13 protein-coding genes are annotated in these 17,062 nt (G+C 48.1%); 4 read left to right on the top strand and 9 right to left on the bottom strand.

All coding sequences use genetic code 11. The annotated features are described in order from the left end of the window. Positions 1 to 16 precede the first annotated feature (16 nt). Together H6750_05105 and H6750_05100 are read right to left on the bottom strand one after the other, a co-directional pair. Positions 17 to 880 (bottom strand): universal stress protein, encoded by an 864-nt coding sequence (locus tag H6750_05105; GenBank protein MCB9773686.1) that lies wholly within the window; start codon positions 878 to 880, stop codon positions 17 to 19. A gap of 207 nt (positions 881 to 1,087) precedes the next feature. After that, positions 1,088 to 2,164 (bottom strand): zinc-dependent peptidase, encoded by a 1,077-nt coding sequence (locus tag H6750_05100; protein ID MCB9773685.1) that lies wholly within the window; start codon positions 2,162 to 2,164, stop codon positions 1,088 to 1,090. A 210-nt stretch (positions 2,165 to 2,374) separates the two neighbouring features. On the opposite strand from H6750_05100, the gene H6750_05095 reads away from it, so the two are divergent. After that, positions 2,375 to 2,836: a hypothetical protein gene (locus H6750_05095; GenBank protein ID MCB9773684.1), complete on the top strand. Its 462-nt coding sequence runs from the start codon at positions 2,375 to 2,377 to the stop codon at positions 2,834 to 2,836. Between the two features lie 55 nt (positions 2,837 to 2,891). On the opposite strand, the gene H6750_05090 is transcribed toward H6750_05095, so the two are convergent. The 7 genes from H6750_05090 to H6750_05060 all read right to left on the bottom strand — a co-directional run bounded on the left by H6750_05090 (position 2,892) and on the right by H6750_05060 (position 10,874). Continuing rightward, a complete protein-coding gene (locus tag H6750_05090) occupies positions 2,892 to 3,341 on the bottom strand; it encodes a CBS domain-containing protein (protein MCB9773683.1) in 450 nt (149 codons plus the stop codon). Next, complete coding sequence (locus H6750_05085; protein MCB9773682.1) at positions 3,338 to 4,684, bottom strand: ArsB/NhaD family transporter; 1,347 nt, start codon at positions 4,682 to 4,684, stop codon at positions 3,338 to 3,340. The genes H6750_05090 and H6750_05085 overlap by 4 nt, the downstream gene beginning before the upstream one ends. Positions 4,685 to 4,727: 43 nt before the next feature. Beyond that, a complete protein-coding gene (locus H6750_05080) occupies positions 4,728 to 6,419 on the bottom strand; it encodes a SulP family inorganic anion transporter (protein MCB9773681.1) in 1,692 nt (563 codons plus the stop codon). Positions 6,420 to 6,598: 179 nt separating this feature from the next. Continuing rightward, positions 6,599 to 7,174: a DUF3365 domain-containing protein gene (locus H6750_05075; GenBank protein MCB9773680.1), complete on the bottom strand. Its 576-nt coding sequence runs from the start codon at positions 7,172 to 7,174 to the stop codon at positions 6,599 to 6,601. A gap of 1,045 nt (positions 7,175 to 8,219) precedes the next feature. Further along, a complete protein-coding gene (locus H6750_05070; protein MCB9773679.1) occupies positions 8,220 to 8,372 on the bottom strand; it encodes a hypothetical protein in 153 nt (50 codons plus the stop codon). A 129-nt stretch (positions 8,373 to 8,501) separates the two neighbouring features. Then, positions 8,502 to 8,978 (bottom strand): hypothetical protein, encoded by a 477-nt coding sequence (locus tag H6750_05065; protein ID MCB9773678.1) that lies wholly within the window; start codon positions 8,976 to 8,978, stop codon positions 8,502 to 8,504. 507 nt (positions 8,979 to 9,485) lie between these two features. After that, positions 9,486 to 10,874 (bottom strand): sigma-54-dependent Fis family transcriptional regulator, encoded by a 1,389-nt coding sequence (locus tag H6750_05060; GenBank protein MCB9773677.1) that lies wholly within the window; start codon positions 10,872 to 10,874, stop codon positions 9,486 to 9,488. 753 nt (positions 10,875 to 11,627) lie between these two features. On the opposite strand from H6750_05060, the gene H6750_05055 reads away from it, so the two are divergent. The 3 genes from H6750_05055 (at position 11,628) to nhaB (ending at position 16,848) form a co-directional block, all read left to right on the top strand. After that, positions 11,628 to 13,019 (top strand): alginate export family protein, encoded by a 1,392-nt coding sequence (locus H6750_05055; protein MCB9773676.1) that lies wholly within the window; start codon positions 11,628 to 11,630, stop codon positions 13,017 to 13,019. Positions 13,020 to 13,370: 351 nt separating this feature from the next. Beyond that, positions 13,371 to 15,170 carry a SulP family inorganic anion transporter gene (locus H6750_05050; GenBank protein MCB9773675.1) on the top strand — a complete coding sequence of 600 codons (1,800 nt, stop codon included), beginning with the start codon at positions 13,371 to 13,373 and terminating at the stop codon, positions 15,168 to 15,170. Positions 15,171 to 15,228: 58 nt separating this feature from the next. Next, entirely contained in the window at positions 15,229 to 16,848 is a 1,620-nt protein-coding gene (gene nhaB, locus H6750_05045; GenBank protein MCB9773674.1) for a sodium/proton antiporter NhaB, read from the top strand. Positions 16,849 to 17,062 lie beyond the last annotated feature (214 nt).

Here is a 17,062-nt window from a genome sequence, read left to right as displayed (position 1 = left end):
GCGCGAGCTGTCCTGTTTACCCAATCACGAGAATGGATCGCGTTGCCTGGTGGAGCACGGTATGGGACACGGTTCCCAACACAAACCGAGTGATCGTTGAAGGATGGTGCATTCCCATCACCAGGAGATCTGGTTTCGTGATTGAGGCCTGCTCCAATATCGTATTCGCCGGAGCTCCTAACCCCACATAGCCTTTGACTGAATCATAACAGCCTTTAAGTTGACTGACGGCCTGATCAAGGAAGGCTTCGGTGCTCTCTAAAGCCTGTTCGATTTTGTTTTCGGGTGCAGAGACGCCTCCCCGAAAGAGGGAACGTGGAAGCGGTACCACCGACAAGAGGGTGATCTCTGTCTGTGGGTGGAAGGGGTGTTTCGTTAAAAACTGGTGCACCTTTTCAATATCAGTGGAGCTTTGGATGGCAATTAGAATTTTCTTGATTTCCGTTAATGGTCCGTTGATGATCAGGACTGGACATACTGCGTGGGTCAGAACACGCTGCGAAACACTCCCCAGAAAAAGTTCCTCCACCTGCCCTCTTCCACGAGCGCCCATTAGAATGAGATCAGCATGTTCCTCCTGGGCTACCGATAAAATGAGCTCGGCCGGTGAGCCTTCTTCCAATCGGGTTTCCAGGGACTTCCCCTTGTCCGGGAGGAGAGCCATGGTGCGTGTTAACACCTGTTCGCCGTCTTTACGGAGTGCTTCCCCTGCGACTTTCGAGAGGTCAAAGGCAATTTCAGGCCCGATCATAGAAAATGTTAACCGCGGGAGATCTACAACGTGCAGAATGGTCAGGGTGCTGACCGAGGTTAAGCCCATGACAGCCTTTGTGGCGTGGAAGGATTGTTCCGATCCATCAGTGGCCAGGAGTACTCGCATTGGTCATTTCTCCTCGTTAATCTTTTTACGGTGATTTTGCATAGTCCTGCCTTCTTAGACTGTCTGTTTCTGGGGCTTGGGTATTTGGTCAGAATTGCATGTTTTTTATCTTGATTCAGGTGCTCAAGTCGAGATGTCTCCCAAATGGCTCAAAGAAAATTGTTGAGCTTCCATGGTTTGCCATTATTTCTGTTTTCTCATTCGGCGTCATTTGTCGGAGATGGATTTTGCATCATTGGTGGAACTGCACTGTTCAAAGGGTTTTCCGCTTTCACATGGGCAGGGAGCCGAATGTTTCAGAGAAGCCTGGTTTGAGCGGAGCATGGTCTTGAGGGTATCCGTAATTTGTGCTTGGGGATCCTGGCGAAAGATCTGTTTCAACATTTCATAGAGTGCAGGGTGTTTCTGTTTCATTTTCACAGGTTTTTCAAAAAAATACTCTGAGACCACCGCGAAAAATTCAGCCTCGTTCGTAAGCCCATAGGGATTGATATCCGAATGCCCCTTTCGGATTTTGGTCATTTCACTCTGAACCAGTTTGAGCCAGGGTCTAATGGCTCGTCCGGGTAGGACAACCTCAGGGACCCCGTCTACGGTGCCATCCGATTTATCCAATAAATGAGTGAACTCATGAATACCCACATTATGTCCGTGTGAATATTGTTTGAAACCGAGTAATAAATCCGGTTTGGACAAAATCATTATGCGGTTCATTGCGCCTGTTCCAACCATGCCTGAAATCGGATGCTCTTGAGTCGATCCCATTTGATACTTCTCATCGAAGGAGGTCGGATAAATCAGGATTTCCCTGATATGTTCCCATTCCCAGCCTGGAAATCCAAATATGGGAATGATGGCACTTGCTGCAACCAATACCCGGACGGTGTCATCAACCGGCGTATTGATGCCGGTAATTCGCTTTTCATGAAGGAAAATATGGACTTCTTCTTTAAAACGGTTTTGGTCGTGGAGAGAAAGCGCCTGATAGAATGGGACGTTCTGTATCAGAATTTTTTCCCACTCGGTAGGAAACGGGGCTTGACGAATCATGGCGCGGTGCCGAATATGACGAGTCAGGAAGCGGTATAACCAGGCGCCGCCCAGCGCGATGCCCAGAAATCGTATGACGATGTCGAGTAAAGACGGTTGATTTGGCCAAAGGATGGCGAAGATGAGGAAACACACAATTCCGGTAAAAATGATGGCTAGGACACGGGTGAGGTGTTCCGGGGGGTGAGCATTTTCCCCCTGTTGGATTTCGGATTTGTTTGTCAATGGTGCCATGTCGAATAAACCCTGAAACCTTTCTGTACTTTACCAATTTCCGGGGCACTCTTGATGCCAACAAAAGGATCTCTGATAGGCAATGAAATGATCTTTCAGGCTTGGAACAGCATTTCCTTTTTTCCCCTGGACCCTATCCCTTTAGGACATTGATTTGGCCAAGGATTTTTACAAGTTATCCAAAATTTGCCAGATAAGGGGGACTCTAACATGAAGTCAAAAGGCAAAGGGCGAGGGGTTGTCCTGTGGGTTGCAGGGACCTACCTAGCGATTGCCGTGAGCGTGGCTGGTGGCGGGATGGCGGAGTCTCAAGAGTTGTCCTTTTCCACACCTCGCCAGGTGGTGGAACAGTGGTTTGAAGTCTACCCGGGAAATATGGAACGGGCCGCTGAGCTGACCACAACGGCCTTTAGGGAAGGGGTATCCAAAGAAGAATGGATTGCCCTCCGAGGGCCGTATCTTCGGGATCTACAGTTGAAATATGTGCGTGCCAAGATAGCCCATGAAAAAATGGTGGGCAAAGAAGCCCATGTGATTGTCCATGCTCACATTGTCACGCTGATGGGTGATCAGCCGCAGGATGAGTTGTATGTCCTGCTGAAAAATCCTGAGGGCAGGTGGGTAATCGATCAAGTGGAGGTATATACGGAGTCATTTAATACGGGTCCGTGAATCGGATGGAGTCAGGAGCTGAAAAGAATAATGCAGCCATGTTCCTCCTGATCTTCTACCCGGCAATTTCTTTAATAACGTCCCAGGCAGAAATAATTCCCACCAGTTGATGATCTCCTTCCACCACGGGCAGTAAATAGACTGTTTTCGGAGTTTTCATAATCAAAGCCGCGCAGGCCAGTACGGAGTCATCCGGTCGGGCACATGGAGGATGGGGATTCATCACCTGAGTGACGGATTTTGGTTTGAGTTCTCCGAGGCGTTCATGGAACCGTACAAGGTTCGGTGCAAAACGAACATCGGGAAGATCCCCTTGAGAAATGTAGGGAGGCATGGCCCATTCAAGAATCTGCCAGAAATTCAGTGTTCCCAGTAACCTCTTCTTCTCATCCACAACCGGAAAGTCTTGGAGGCGCAGATCCGCCATTTTGCGAAGGGCTTCCCCGATCGTACATTGGGGTGGGATGGTGTGTGTCTGACGGATCATGATGTCCTGAGCCTTCATAAATACCTCATCCAAATGTAAACGGTGCTGATCAAAACCTGTAGGATCATCAGGGGAAAGGCGACTTTCAAAAATGGCAGAAATCGGAATGGTACACCATTGCGTTCGGCAATCCCCGCCACAATCAAATTGGCGGAAGCTCCCACCAGCGTCCCGTTCCCTCCTAAACACGCGCCCAACGATAATGCCCACCAGAGGGTTTCGGCCTGTTCAATTGGAATACCAGCCTGCTGAAAGACCGGGAGCATGCTTTTGATCATGGGGATCATGGTTGCCACAAAGGGTATGTTATCCACAATAGCCGAAAGAATGGCCGAAACCCAAAGAATAGCCAGGGTTGTCACGGTGAAATTCCCTGCGGTGAGACTCAAGGTCCAATCGGCAATGGACTGTAAAAGACCGGTATCTTCCACACCGGTAACAATAATGAACAAGCCGCAGAAAAAGAAAATGGTAATCCATTCCACTTGTCCGAACATGGTATGGACTTTATGCCCTGCCTGTTCGTTGTCTAAGGAAAATGTGACGAGCAACAGGAGCAGGGCGGCGCCACCCAGAGCAATGGTTGCGGGTTCCATGCCTATCGAATGGGCTAAAATAAATCCAAGAATGACCAGGCTAAAGACCAGCAGACAGTGTTTCAATAAACCAACATCCCGAATGGCTTCATATTCGTTAAAGGCCATAATGCGGGCTCGGGCTTCTGGTGATGCGAACATGGTTTTTCCATACATAAACCAAAGAGGGATGAGTGTGGCACTAAAGGCCACAATGGCAACGGGAGTCAGGTGAATCACAAAATCATTAAATGTCAAACTGGTGGCAGAGCCGATCATAATGTTGGGGGGATCACCGATCAGCGTAGCGGTACCGCCTGTATTCGAGGCATTAATCTCTGCGAAGAGCAGAGGATACGGATTGATTTTCAGCTCGTCAGCAATGAGCAAGGTAACCGGTGCGACCAATAGCACCGTCGTGACATTATCCAAAAATGCCGAGAGCACTGCGGTGACAATTGAGAGCATAACCAGGATGCCCCACGGGCTACCCTTGGCCGCCTTTGCGGCTTTGATTGCAAGAAATTGAAAGATGCCGCATTCCTTGGTAATTCCGACCAGGATCATCATGCCGGTGAGTAGGCCGATGGTATTGAAATCAATGCCTTGAATGGCTTGGTCCTGTGTGAGGACTCCCGTTCCAATAACGGCAGCGGCTCCAAGAAGCGCTACAATCGCCCGATTAAACCGTTCAGCGATAATGACGGCATAGGTCAATATTAAAATTGATGTAGCCACCCAAAGTGGCGAGAATCCAAAGATGGTCTGAATAGCTGTTTCGTGCATATTTTTAAAAGCCCAATATACAGGGTCAAAAAACCAGGCCTGTTCAGGGAGTCGCAGGAAGATTCCGGTTTGGTGCAGAAGGTCCTGATGGGTCCTTAGGGTAGGCTCCTTCTACCAATGAGGCTTTCTGCAAAGCCTCCAATCGGCTGGCAAAGCGATGCCCAGGCCGAATCTGCACCAGCACTCCCAAGCCATCCAACGCCTTAGTAACATGAGGTTGCATGCCCACGAAGAAAAGATGTTGGTCGTGGGCCTTAATGATATTCAACATATCTTCCACCGCCAACGCCGCTGTTCCGTCAATGGCCGGGACTTTGGATAAATCCAAAACAACGCTAGAAAACGTATTGAAGCCCGGGACGGTTTCCAGGCGGCGGACCATGGTTTTGGCGGATCCAAAGCTCATGGGGCCATCGACATGAATCAAGAGAATTTTCCCGTTGGCTTGTTCCAGAATCGTGGCTTCTTCCGGTAAAAGAGGGGTGCTGGGAGTGGGGTTGGTCACGATGTGGAGATTAGCCAGTTCCAAATCCGCCATGCGTTTGACAAAGAACAGGCTGGCAAAGATCATTCCCACGGCCACGGCGGTGATGAGATCCACCAGTACGGTGGTCAGTAACACCACGGTCATGATGACGACATCGATGCGGGGGGCTTGCAGGATGTGTCGTAAGAACCGCCAGTCAATAATATCAATACCAACTTTGAACAAAATCCCCCCGAGAACGGCTAAGGGGATTTTCTCCGCCAAAGGGCCAAGTCCCAAAAGAACTGCCAACAAAATTATGGAGTGAAGTACGCCGGAGATCGGTGTCCGTCCTCCGGTTCGGATATTGGCTACCGACCGCATGGTGGCTCCGGCACCTGGGAGACCTCCAAACACACCGGCGACCATGTTCCCTATACCCTGACCAATAAGCTCGCGGTCCGGGTCATGTTGGGTCCGGGTCATATTATCGCAGACCAGGCTGGTTAACAGGCTGTCGATCGCTCCCAATACGGCCAGGATGGCGGCTGATTCCAGTACGATTTGCAAGGTTTCCCAAGTGATTGTTGGCATGAGAGGGGTGGGGAATCCCCGTGGAACCTCCCCGATGGTAGGGGCATCAGGCAGAAAAGCATAGGCGAGTGGGGTAACCACGAGGAGGGCCAATAAAGAAGGAGGGGCCACCTTCGCAATCCTACCCGGAGTCAAATACATAATGGCCAAAACAAGGACCCCGGCAAGGGCCGCATCCCAAACTGGATTCCCATAAAACCCGGGAATTGCCTTGAGTGTTGTGACGACACCCTCGGGGCTGGCAGCATGGCCAACCAGGGGGCCCAATTGCAAAATGAGAATGATACAGCCGATGCCGCTCATGAAGCCGGAGACCACCGGATATGGGACCAACGCGATGTACTGTCCCACCCTGGAAAGTCCCAACAGGATTTGAAAGACACCGCCAAGAATCACGGCCATCAGGGCCAACCCAGGATTGCCTGTGAAGATTGTGACGATTCCAGCCATCACCACAGTCATGGGGCCCGTGGGACCGGAAACCTGAGCGGGGGTACCTCCGAAAAGCGCGGCAAAAAATCCGACGAATATAGCCCCGTATAAACCGGCAATGGCTCCTAGGCCAGAAGCGACCCCAAAAGCGAGCGCCAACGGCAGGGCCACGACAGCGGCAACCATCCCTCCGTAGATATCACCGCGGAGGTTGTTGAAATGTAACCCGTGAACAAGCCCCATAGGGCATATCCTAGGATAAAAGATGAAGACTAACTGGGCGGGGATTTCACTCTATCACACGGTTCTTCGTCAAGTGGGAAGCGAAGAGAAGATTTTCAAAAGGATAACGAGGATTACAATGAATAAGATTGGGAAAAAAGAGGAGACCGAAAATGGGCTGAAAATTTTGACAGGGAAGATTAGTTAATGGGAATTAAAATTTCCAGTCCTCCCATGACATCATTTAATTTAAAGTCCCGTCTGGGACTTTCCTTGTGGGCATTATGGCAGTGGACGCAGGCTCGGCTCACCGCTCGATCAGGAAAAATAGCTTGATAATAGGGCTGATTGTTTAGCTGAATTTCCTGCTCAACTACTTCTCCAAATTTAACCACTTGCTCCAAAGCATTTCGTTCCTGGTCATTTTGAGGAGCATTTTCCGGATTTAATGGCCAAAGTCCCATCAACCGGTATCGAAACGGTTTACCGGCAACCTGTAATCCACGTGAGGCCTCTTTGAAAAATTGTGCGGGCAAAGGCAATGTCCGTTCTTCCCGCCAATTTTCCGTTGCGGTCACAATAAGCATGTCTTCCATCCGTTCCACGACATGTTGGGTGTAAAAGGTCCGGTCTGCTTGAAGAACGGCATGTAAATAGTTTGCGACCATACGAATAGGGATGCCTTCCTGTGGTGCAAGTCGCCCTCCGATACCCACGCCAATTCCCAAGGAAATGAGAATAGAGAAAAGGAGTATGAAAAAAAACTTACGATTCATATATTTATCCAATTTGTGAGCCTACACGCGATCCTTCTTGCACACAGCTAACTATTTGTTTGAGGGAGATTTATACAAAACTATAGCAGGAGATCAACAAGACCTCATACTTTTTAATGCATTAAATTGTGTGTAGAGCAATCAGAGAGATGGGCGAAGAGCAGATGAAGGGCAATTGAAATTAGGAAGACCGAAAGGGGTGCGAAATTAATCCAAACCCAATCGATTCATCAATGCAATGACTATGATAGTCAAAATTGCGATAAGAGGGACATGTTCCATATTAAAATCTCGAAAGTACCGCCCATGTGATAAGTAAAATAAGAGTAAAGCCTTCCATTTTTGATCATCCTCCTAATATTTCTTGATCTTATATTGTTAAAAAGCAAGGAAAATGCCAAATGGTTTTATGGTGATGATTTATAAATTAACTAAATAATTCAATTGCTTATATATATAAAAGAAAAGAGCATTCATTCGTAAACGTGAAAACGAGCGGATTTATCAAGTAAGGACCGTGCGATATCGCTCTAATATTGAAGGTAATGGGTATAATCTAATAAGAACTAAAAGCACACCGGCTATCAGAGGAGGTTGTGTAGAGGGGTAAAATGCTTTTTTTGAGGAAGGTGAGGCCTTAGAGAAAAATTACCGAGGCCTTAAAGCCCATTATATCTTGGGGTAGTCAGAAATAAGACAGAGTCAGGTGAGTCCTTTTCGGCGTGGCTGGGGAGGGATCCCTGCCTTTATTTTATTTATTCCACAAGTGAATGCATTTGGGGATTTTTTGCAACCTTTTCGGATTTAACTTTGATGAGTTGGGAGATATCGAGGCTTGGATGTCCTAGAGCTTGTTGCCTGTGCTTGTAAATTTCACCATTACGTACCCCCAGGGCTATTAAAAATACTTAATACTTATTGGGCTATATGGCTAGATTCACCTTTTGAAACGCGTCAGGCTAAGGTTTTGATGAAATCGCCCAAGTATTGGCCGAATCATGATAAATTTTTAAAATAATGGGTTTCTTTTCCCATCAACGAAAACTTAAGAAGTCTCCATCCAAATCCAGTCTGTATGGGATGGCCTGTGAATTTGCACACTAGTTAATACCGCATAGTCGGTTTTGCTGGGATTGACGGTTAGTTGGATCATACGTTCAAGATCTTCTCGGACGATATGTTGGGTGGCTTTGGTCAAAAGTTACCAAATCGGGAATTTCTCCGAATACCAATTTTCTAAACAGTCTGTCTGAGAGGTTCTGCTCCACGTTTTCCGGGTTCAGGTCCAGGCTGGCTTCTCCTTGAGAAGGGTCTTAGAGTATTTAAATCAATACGCCCCAAGCTTGTGGGAAGACTTGGGATCCTGGGTGGCCATCGATGGCGGTATGGGAAAAGGCAAAATGCACGTATCTTTCTCTGCCATCAGTATTGGGAGCATGATGATTGGCGGCTTGAAGTCCCGTAACACCGAGATACAACTTCCGGCCAGACTTGAAAACTTAAATGTTCCATTCCAGGCATTATGGAGTCTTTTCATGAATTGGGTGGTTATCTTGTCCCGACACACGCTCACGCAGGCGATTGAGTTTTTCTGATTCATGCCAAAGGGGGTGTAACCGGAATTGGGAATATTCCGCGAAGGCATCCGAGGGGTAGGCACCTGGGGAAATGCGGTTCCAAGGTTTTCTTGAAATCGAAGGACCCTGGAGGATTTTTTGTTGAGGGAGAAACGAGTGCCGATAGAGTCGGCATGGGTGCATTTTCCCTGTTCGATGAGTTTTCGGAATGTGGATAGGTTTCCCATAACGAATAGGTCAAAGGAAAGGGAGTGCCGGTGATGGGTCCTGCTTTTCCCTGAAAAATATAAGGAATTACTTGGGGTTATGGGTATTTTTTTCTTTTTTCAGCAAAGCAGCAGAAGGGAGCGGGTGCGAGATCGCGCCATGTGAACTGTGCTAAACATTTCTTGAACTATAATTGTGTGGGTTCAGGTAACGACCCTAGTTGAAGCAATGAATAGCAGTACTGGACATGTAAGAGAATCTCTCCAGGCGGAAAATTCGGCGGCTTCTGGAAAGGCAGCTTTTTGTTCAGAAACCCTTACGCCCTATTCAGCGGGGAGCTTTGAGGATGATAGTGGAAGGAAAGTTATGACGAAAGTGTTTAAACAGTCGGTGGGGCCATGGCAACTGCCTGTCAAAGGCCTGAGGCCCTGCCTTTGAGCATAGGGAGTTTTGAGGATTCTTACCCGAATCAATAAGAATGTGCCAAAAGGGAAAGGCGAATGAACGGAGGCCCTACCGCTGCTTTCTCACGACCGCTCTGTCTCATGGGAGATTTTTTTTCGTAATTGAATATATTCATCCAGTGTCTGTGTAGAAATATGGAGATAGCCAGCCGCCTGTTCTCTGTCCTGCTTGGTAAATCGTAAGACTTCGTCAATCACCATGACTTGGATATCCTGTAGACTGTGGCCGCCGATTTCAAAAAGCACCCGACCAGTATTTGGAGGGAGACCTTCTCCGCTGCCAGGATGTTGGGAGTAAAAGTCCAGAGAAGTAAGGACAGGTCCTTGCGAGCACAACACCGCCCTGCGAATCATGGCCTCTAATTCTCGAATATTCCCCGGGAATTGGTACGTATCCAGTAGCGGAGGTACCGAAGAATCAATGTCGAGCTTTGGACGGCCGATCTCTTCACCATAGGCGTGAATGGTTTTGATCACCAAAGGGATAATATCTTCTTTCCGTTCCCGAAGGGGAGGAATGAAGAGCTGCTGTTTTTCGAGAAGAGAACGTAATTCTGGATGAAATATTTCCTGGTACCCTGGTTGGTCCAGTGGAATCGAACTGGTCACCACAATTCGATTGTTGGTTGGGAGGCGGTCAAATCCTCCCATTCGACAAAATTCACGGGTGCGAATGGCATCGGCCAAGGATCCCTGAACGGGAATTGGCAGATGTTCAATCTCATCAACAAATAAGGTTCCCCCATCGGAATGTTCAAATGCTCCCGGCATGCTTTGGCTGGCACCACTAAATGCCCCTCGTTCATATCCAAATATCTGAGGTTCAAGGAGTGATCCCCTCTGTTCGTTGCAACTGACGGTGACAAACGGGCCGAGCTGTTTATGGCTATTATAATGAAGAATGCGTGCCAAGAATTCTTTCCCCGTCCCCACTTCCCCTTGAAGAAACACTAAGGGGGTGTCCTGAGCGTCGAAAAATTTGAGTTGTTCAACGACCCTGGTCATGGCTGGACTCCTGGCGATCACATGCTCCCAGGAATACTGACGTTGTTTCTCAGAAGCAGAAAACTCAATTCGGCGCCGTAGCTCCAGGAAGGTGATGGCTCGATGTAAGGCTGGATCAACCGTTGAAAAATCGATGGATTTTATCAAAAAATCATAAGCACCCAGCCGCATCGCCTCCACCGCATCTTCCACGCTCCCATAAGCAGTCAGCATCACAACCAGGGTTTTCGGGATCTTTTGTCGAATTTGGCGTAAAGTTTCGAGTCCATCCATTTCCGGCATTTTAAGATCCAGGAACAGCAAATCGGGCAGTTCATGTTCCAACGCCTCAATGAGCGAGGGGCCTGAATGGAAGCTTCTCACGTGGTGCCCTTTTTTTACCAACCGGCGACTTAACGCAGCACACACGTTTTGATCATCGTCGGTTACATAAATTGTTGCACGCATAGCCGTCCTTGTTTAGGAGATCAGTAAATAAGCTGTACAGCCGCAGCTTACTGTACTTTCCCATCTTTGGTCATCGATATCAACCGCAGAGGAGAGGAGTTCTGAGGACAGGTGATCTTTTTTACGGTATGAGTGTTTTGCTTTTGTATTCATTGGAAAGAGAGCCTCCCGTCATTGTCCCGTATCCAAGGGGTATTGGATTGTCAGGACTGACTTTCGGAGGATCTCCACTCCAATGAACCATTCACCAGGAAGAGGCAGGGCCTCATCATGTTTTACAAACCAAGCAAAGGCTATGCCCATGATATTTCCCTCGTATTTGATCAGGCTCAATCCATTAAGCTCGGCCAATAGTATCGTTCGATTTTCTGCACTGCTATCTCATTCAAAGGATTGGTTGATAGTGAGCGGAAAAATCAGCTGGGGTGCGATGATGCACAGGAGATCATGTGTGAAATGGCACCATTTCTTTGCAGGTTATGGCCACTGTGGCTGAAGGCAGCAGCCAGGGGAAATTCTGATAAGGACAGGCGGCAAATATAAAAATCAATTGAAATCCTCTGCATCACCCTTAGCATGACGGTTATGGCAATTGGAAAGAGCAGGGACGCATCTTTATTGTGCCTCTCCAATACCGTGGTCAGATTCCTCGATGTCTGGAAATTGGTACTAGTTTTGCGTGGCAAAAGATGAATAGGAAAATTTTGAAAATGAAAATTATTATAGCCAGCTTCTGTCTTGTATGGAGATTCGATGAAAAAAGTTGGAGTCTTTTGTATAGGCCTCCTTTTCGCTCTTGGAGGTCTGTCAGTGGAAAAACCCGTCCATGGGGCTGTAAATGGAACTCATATCAAAGAATTCCCGAGTGATTTTGATCGCCTGAAAATTGTTTTGCAACAGCCTAATACTCTTTCTACTCTGACACCGGAATGGCTGGATTTGGGAATTGAACATCGAACCCGCTATGAAACGTTTAATCAAAGTTTTACCAAAGGCACAGCAGGAAGTGATCAGATGGTTGCACAGCGGACGAGGATTTTGTTGGGAATTAAGGATATCTGGGATCCCATCCGATTCACACTGGAACTTGCAGATTTTCGGGCCCCGGTAGCTGATCGGGGACAGGATCACAATCCCAATTTTGTCGATCATCTGGATATTTTTCAACTCCATCTTGATCTGGTGTCGCAGAATTTTTTGGGAACAGGGACCTCCGGCAGGTTGGAAGTCGGCCGTTTAGTCATGGACTTTGGAGAAGGACGTCTCATCGCAGGCCATCGTTTTGGAAGCTTTACGCCATCATTTGATGGTGTGCAATTGATCCTTGGGGGGGATAAACTCTCTGATTGGAGTCTCCGGGCCTTTGTCACGCAACCGGTCCAACGTCATACGGTTAGCCCGGATTGGACTAGCCCCATTAGCTACTTTTCCGGTGCGTCGATTTCCAGCCGCCATGTCCCCTGGGCTAATGGGGAGTCATATTTCTTTCAGTTAAATGAGGGAACGAATCTCCAAAAACGTAATCTTTCCACCATGGGATTTCGAGTATTGTCCAAGCCTGCAAAAGAACAATTTGATTATGAGATAGAATCGATTTACCAGACTGGAGAGGTCGATCATACGAATCACTTTGCACATCGACATCACGGAGAGGTGGGCTATAGTTTTGCGACCAAATGGCCCTTACGATTTGTTTATTTGTTCGACTATGCGTCCGGAGACAGGAACCCGAAAAAGAATTTTGATTTCTTGTTCGCAAAACGTCGCGCAGAATATGGACCAACCGGAATTTTGGGCATCATCTTTCCATCCAATATTTTTTCACCTATTGGGTTTCGCTCGACTCTGCAGCCGATCTCCACGGTCAGGTTGATGGTATCTTATCGCGCCTTCTGGCTAGCAGATGGCCGCGGCCCTTTTGTGGGTAGCGGTCTGCAGGACCCGACCGGTCGCGCGGGCACTTTCCTTGGCAATATGTTGGATAGCTCAATAACGTGGGCCCCTCAGGCAGGTTATTTCCGACATACAACATTTGAGGTGGGATATACGCGTTTTTTCAAAGGCTCCTATTTTGATCGTGTGCCACAAAGCCCTGGGACGGCCGATGTCAACTATGTCTATACTATGGCGACATTGACATTCTAATTCCTCAATTAGTCCGGATAAATTTTCACTTGCCCGCGCCTTCATCTTTCCTTTAAGGGAGTTGTCCTCTTTTCTTGTGCGTGGCATATCAGGGTCACTTTCGCACAGTTCACACCGTACGAATTCGCACATAAGATCTTAGCGAGAAAAAACTGTTTATAACTGGGATGGGATCTCGGGACAGATATTATGAAAATTAAAAAGAAAAATAAAAGAAATTTTTTTGGACCCTATCTGCTTGATTATTGGTATGTATGTTGCGGATGAAGCTTATTGTATATTTGAAGGGCATATTTCTGCCTTCTTGTCTAAACGGTGACGAGTTGGACGGTGGGTCGGAGGAAATTAGAAATGGAGCACCTGACAGCGGGTATTCGTCTATATCTTAAAGATTTCAATTTTAAAGATAATTTCAAAGGGATTGCCAGCAATGTGCGAGGGGATGTGCTGGCGGGGATCACTGTGGCGATGGTGGTGCTTCCCATGGCCTTGGCCTTCGGTGTGGCTTCCGGGCTCGGAGCAATTGCGGGCATGTGGTCGGCAGTGGCGGCCGGTCTTATTGCGGGCCCCTTAAGCGGGTCAGCGTGGTCGGTTGGTGGGCCGACGGGACCCATGACCATTCAAATCCTTTCCATGACTCAGACCAATAAATTGGCCGATGGGAGCCCCGATCTGGTTTTCGTATTCACGACCATCGCCTTAGCTGGTTTTATTTTGATTGCGTTGGGGCTGTTGAAGCTCGGGCAATTTATCAAGTTCACACCCTATTCAGTCATCTCCGGATTTATGACGGGTTTGGGTGTGTTGTACATGTTGCTGCAACTCAACCCGTTTTTGGGACTTCCCGGCGTCAAAAGTATTACCTCCGCCATTACGGAATTGCCCTCCAGTTTGGCCCATGCCTCTCCGGTGGCATTGGGAGTCGGCTTATTGACCTTACTCATTGTCATTGTTTGGCCAAAAATTTCTCCTGTGACCTGGCTTCCAGGTCCATTGATCGGCTTATTGGCCGGTACTGTAACCACGGTTGTCCTCGGGCTAGACATCCCGAAGATTGGAAATATTCCCACGGGCTTACCTGAGCTATACCTTCCCAACCTCGATATCTTGGAAAAGGCCTTTGTCCCGGCTGCAGCTCTGGCGGGGTTATGTATATTTGATAGTCTCCTGACTTGTCTCATTGTCGATAATATGACCGGCACACATCATAATAGTGACCGTGAATTGGTTGCCCAAGGATCAGCCAATCTCTTTTCAGGATTGGTCGGAGGGCTGGGGGGGGCCACGAATACCATGCCATGTGTGGTGAATATCCAGAGTGGGGCTCGTACCCGTTTGTCGTCCATTACCATGGGGCTTGTCCTTCTATCGTTCATTTTCGGACTGGGTTCATTGGCGGCGTCCATTCCTCTTTCCGCCTTGGCCGGGATTCTCCTCAAGGCCGGCTATGACATTCTGGATATGCGAGTCCTGCCTGTGGTTCGAAGACTGCCGACCTCTGATTTGATGGTATTTGGGCTGGTGGTTTTCATGACTGTGTTTTGGAATCTCCTGTCTGCCATGGCGATGGGACTCGCAGTGGCGTTTTTCCGTTTTGTAAAAGACCAGTCTGATCGCTATAAAGCGGATCTCAGTCAACGGGATGAAGATGTGAAACAGGAAGAAGAAGACCTCATTTTTTCCTTCGCCAGGGATTATGCCAGAAAAATCAGCCTGAATGGGGCCAATATGGGAGAGTTGAGCGGTCGTTTTGAGCATATTGTTCGTGACAGGATTATCATCGTCCGTCCTCACGGTCCGTTATTTTTCGGTGCGATCGATTGGTTGAACGAGACAGTGGAACATCTTGATAGCAAAGATGTGCTCATCATTCGTTGCAAATGGTTGGATGAATTAGATTTGTCGGGTGCTTACGCGTTAGGCGATTTAATAGAAGCTGCCAACAGTCGCGGGGTGGCGGTGTTAACCGCCGGCATGTCCCCTCGAACCCGACAGGTTCTTGCCGATTTAAATGAGCTTTCCAGACTGAATGAAGACTATATCTGCACACATTTTAATGAGGCTTTGGATACCGCTATGCAGATCGTGGAAAAGAAGGCTGTGGAGGTGAGGTTACAAGCCCATAAAGAACCGGTTTTAACGGTAAATTAGAGCACGGTGGTTTACACCACTCGCTTGTGAATGATTTTTCTGGAGATTTTGTATTACGGTGTTACCGTTTATTCGTGCATTTGAACAAAATTTTCTCGACCATGCTCCGAGGTGGTATAAAGGAACGATTCTCGCTTTCCTCATAGTTAATCCCTGTTTATTGTATGCCGCCGGTCCATTTTTCACGGGCTGGTGCCTCGTTCTTGAATTTATTTTCACCTTGTCTATGGCGTTGAAAAGTTATCCTCTTCAACCAGGTGGTTTGTTGGCCCTTGAAGCGGTGCTGATCGGGCTGGCCAAACCAGCAACCGTCTACCACGAAGCATTGAATAATTTTCAGGTCATTCTTCTGCTGATTTTCATGGTGGCCGGGATTTACTTCATGAAGGATTTATTGCTGTTTGTTTTTGCGAAAGTCCTTCTCGAGGTCAGATCGAAGACTACCCTGGCTTTGTTATTTGCGGGGCTGGGAGCGTTTTTGTCAGCATTTCTGGATGCCCTCACGGTGACGGCAGTCATCATTGCCGTGGGCGTGGGATTTTTCAAAGTGTATCATCGGGTGGCCTCAGGTAAAGGTGTTCAGGATGATTATGACCATACCCTGGATCATGGGGTTGGCACTCTTCATCGCTCGAATTTGGAGGAGTTTCGAAGGTTTTTACGGAATCTTCTAATGCATGGAGCGGTTGGAACTGCGCTGGGAGGTGTCTGCACCTTAGTCGGAGAACCCCAAAATCTGTTGATCGGAGAGAAGGCGGGGTGGAATTTTATTGAATTTTTTATTCGCATGTCTCCTGTGACCATCCCGGTGCTGATTGTGGGATTCTTGACCTGTGTCCTGGTTGAACGATTCCGATGGTTTGGGTATGGATTCAGTCTTCCTCCCGTGGTCAGGGATATTCTTTGGCGGTTTGACCAGGAGACCTCACGTAAGATGGATGATCGGTTTAAGGCCCGTTTGATCGTTCAGGGTCTGGCTATGATCTGGTTAATTGCCGCCCTGGCGTTTCATTTGGCGGAAGTTGGCATTATTGGATTATCGGTCATCGTCGGAGTGACCGCCTTCAATGGCATTATCGAGGAGCATCGGTTGGGGGAGGCATTTAAAGAGGCTCTCCCGTTTACGGCCCTCCTGGTAGTGTTTTTTTCAGTTGTGGCGGTGATCCAGGAGCAACACCTTTTCGGAGGCATTATCCATTATGTTCTGTCCATGGAAGGTGGACATCAAATCGGCATGTTTTTTATTGCCAATGGCCTTCTTTCCGCTATTAGCGATAACGTCTTCGTCGCCACGATCTATATAGAACAGGTGCTGCGGGCATTTCAGCAGGGAGTGATTTCCCGCGATCAATTTGATCTTTTGGCGGTCGCTATTAACACGGGGACCAATATTCCTAGTGTGGCCACTCCAAATGGGCAAGCGGCTTTTCTTTTTCTGTTGACGTCCGGTCTTGCCCCACTTATTCGGCTTTCGTATGGCCGGATGGTGTGGATGGCACTTCCCTATACGGTCACCATGACGCTCGGGGGACTTCTGGCTGTGTATGTGTTGTTGCAACCAGTAACGGAAACCTACTATGCACAAGGAATCTTGACGCATCATGTGGCGGCTGTTGCAGAACCCCATCCAGCTCAAGAGATTCCCGCATCGATGGTTGGTTCAACCTTTTACAAGTAAGTTTTGGGTGCGTTTATCTCTTACCTCTCCCCCATGTGTGCAGGCTTCCCGATCTTCACTATACGGCTTTGCCGGCCATTTATTTCCGCCTATGATCACAAACTGTCTTAATCTGACCATGGAATCTTTCTCCGTTAGCTGGGGTGGGATAATCCGGTTAACCTGTTCAAGAAATAGAATCTGAGTGGAGAAATGATCCTGGTTTGGGCACCTC

It is taken from the genome of Nitrospiraceae bacterium, assembly GCA_020632595.1.
Taxonomy (GTDB): Bacteria; Nitrospirota; Nitrospiria; order Nitrospirales; family UBA8639; genus Nitrospira_E.
Note: the sequence above shows the minus strand (reverse complement) of the source record. Positions and strands in the feature narration are given on the sequence as shown.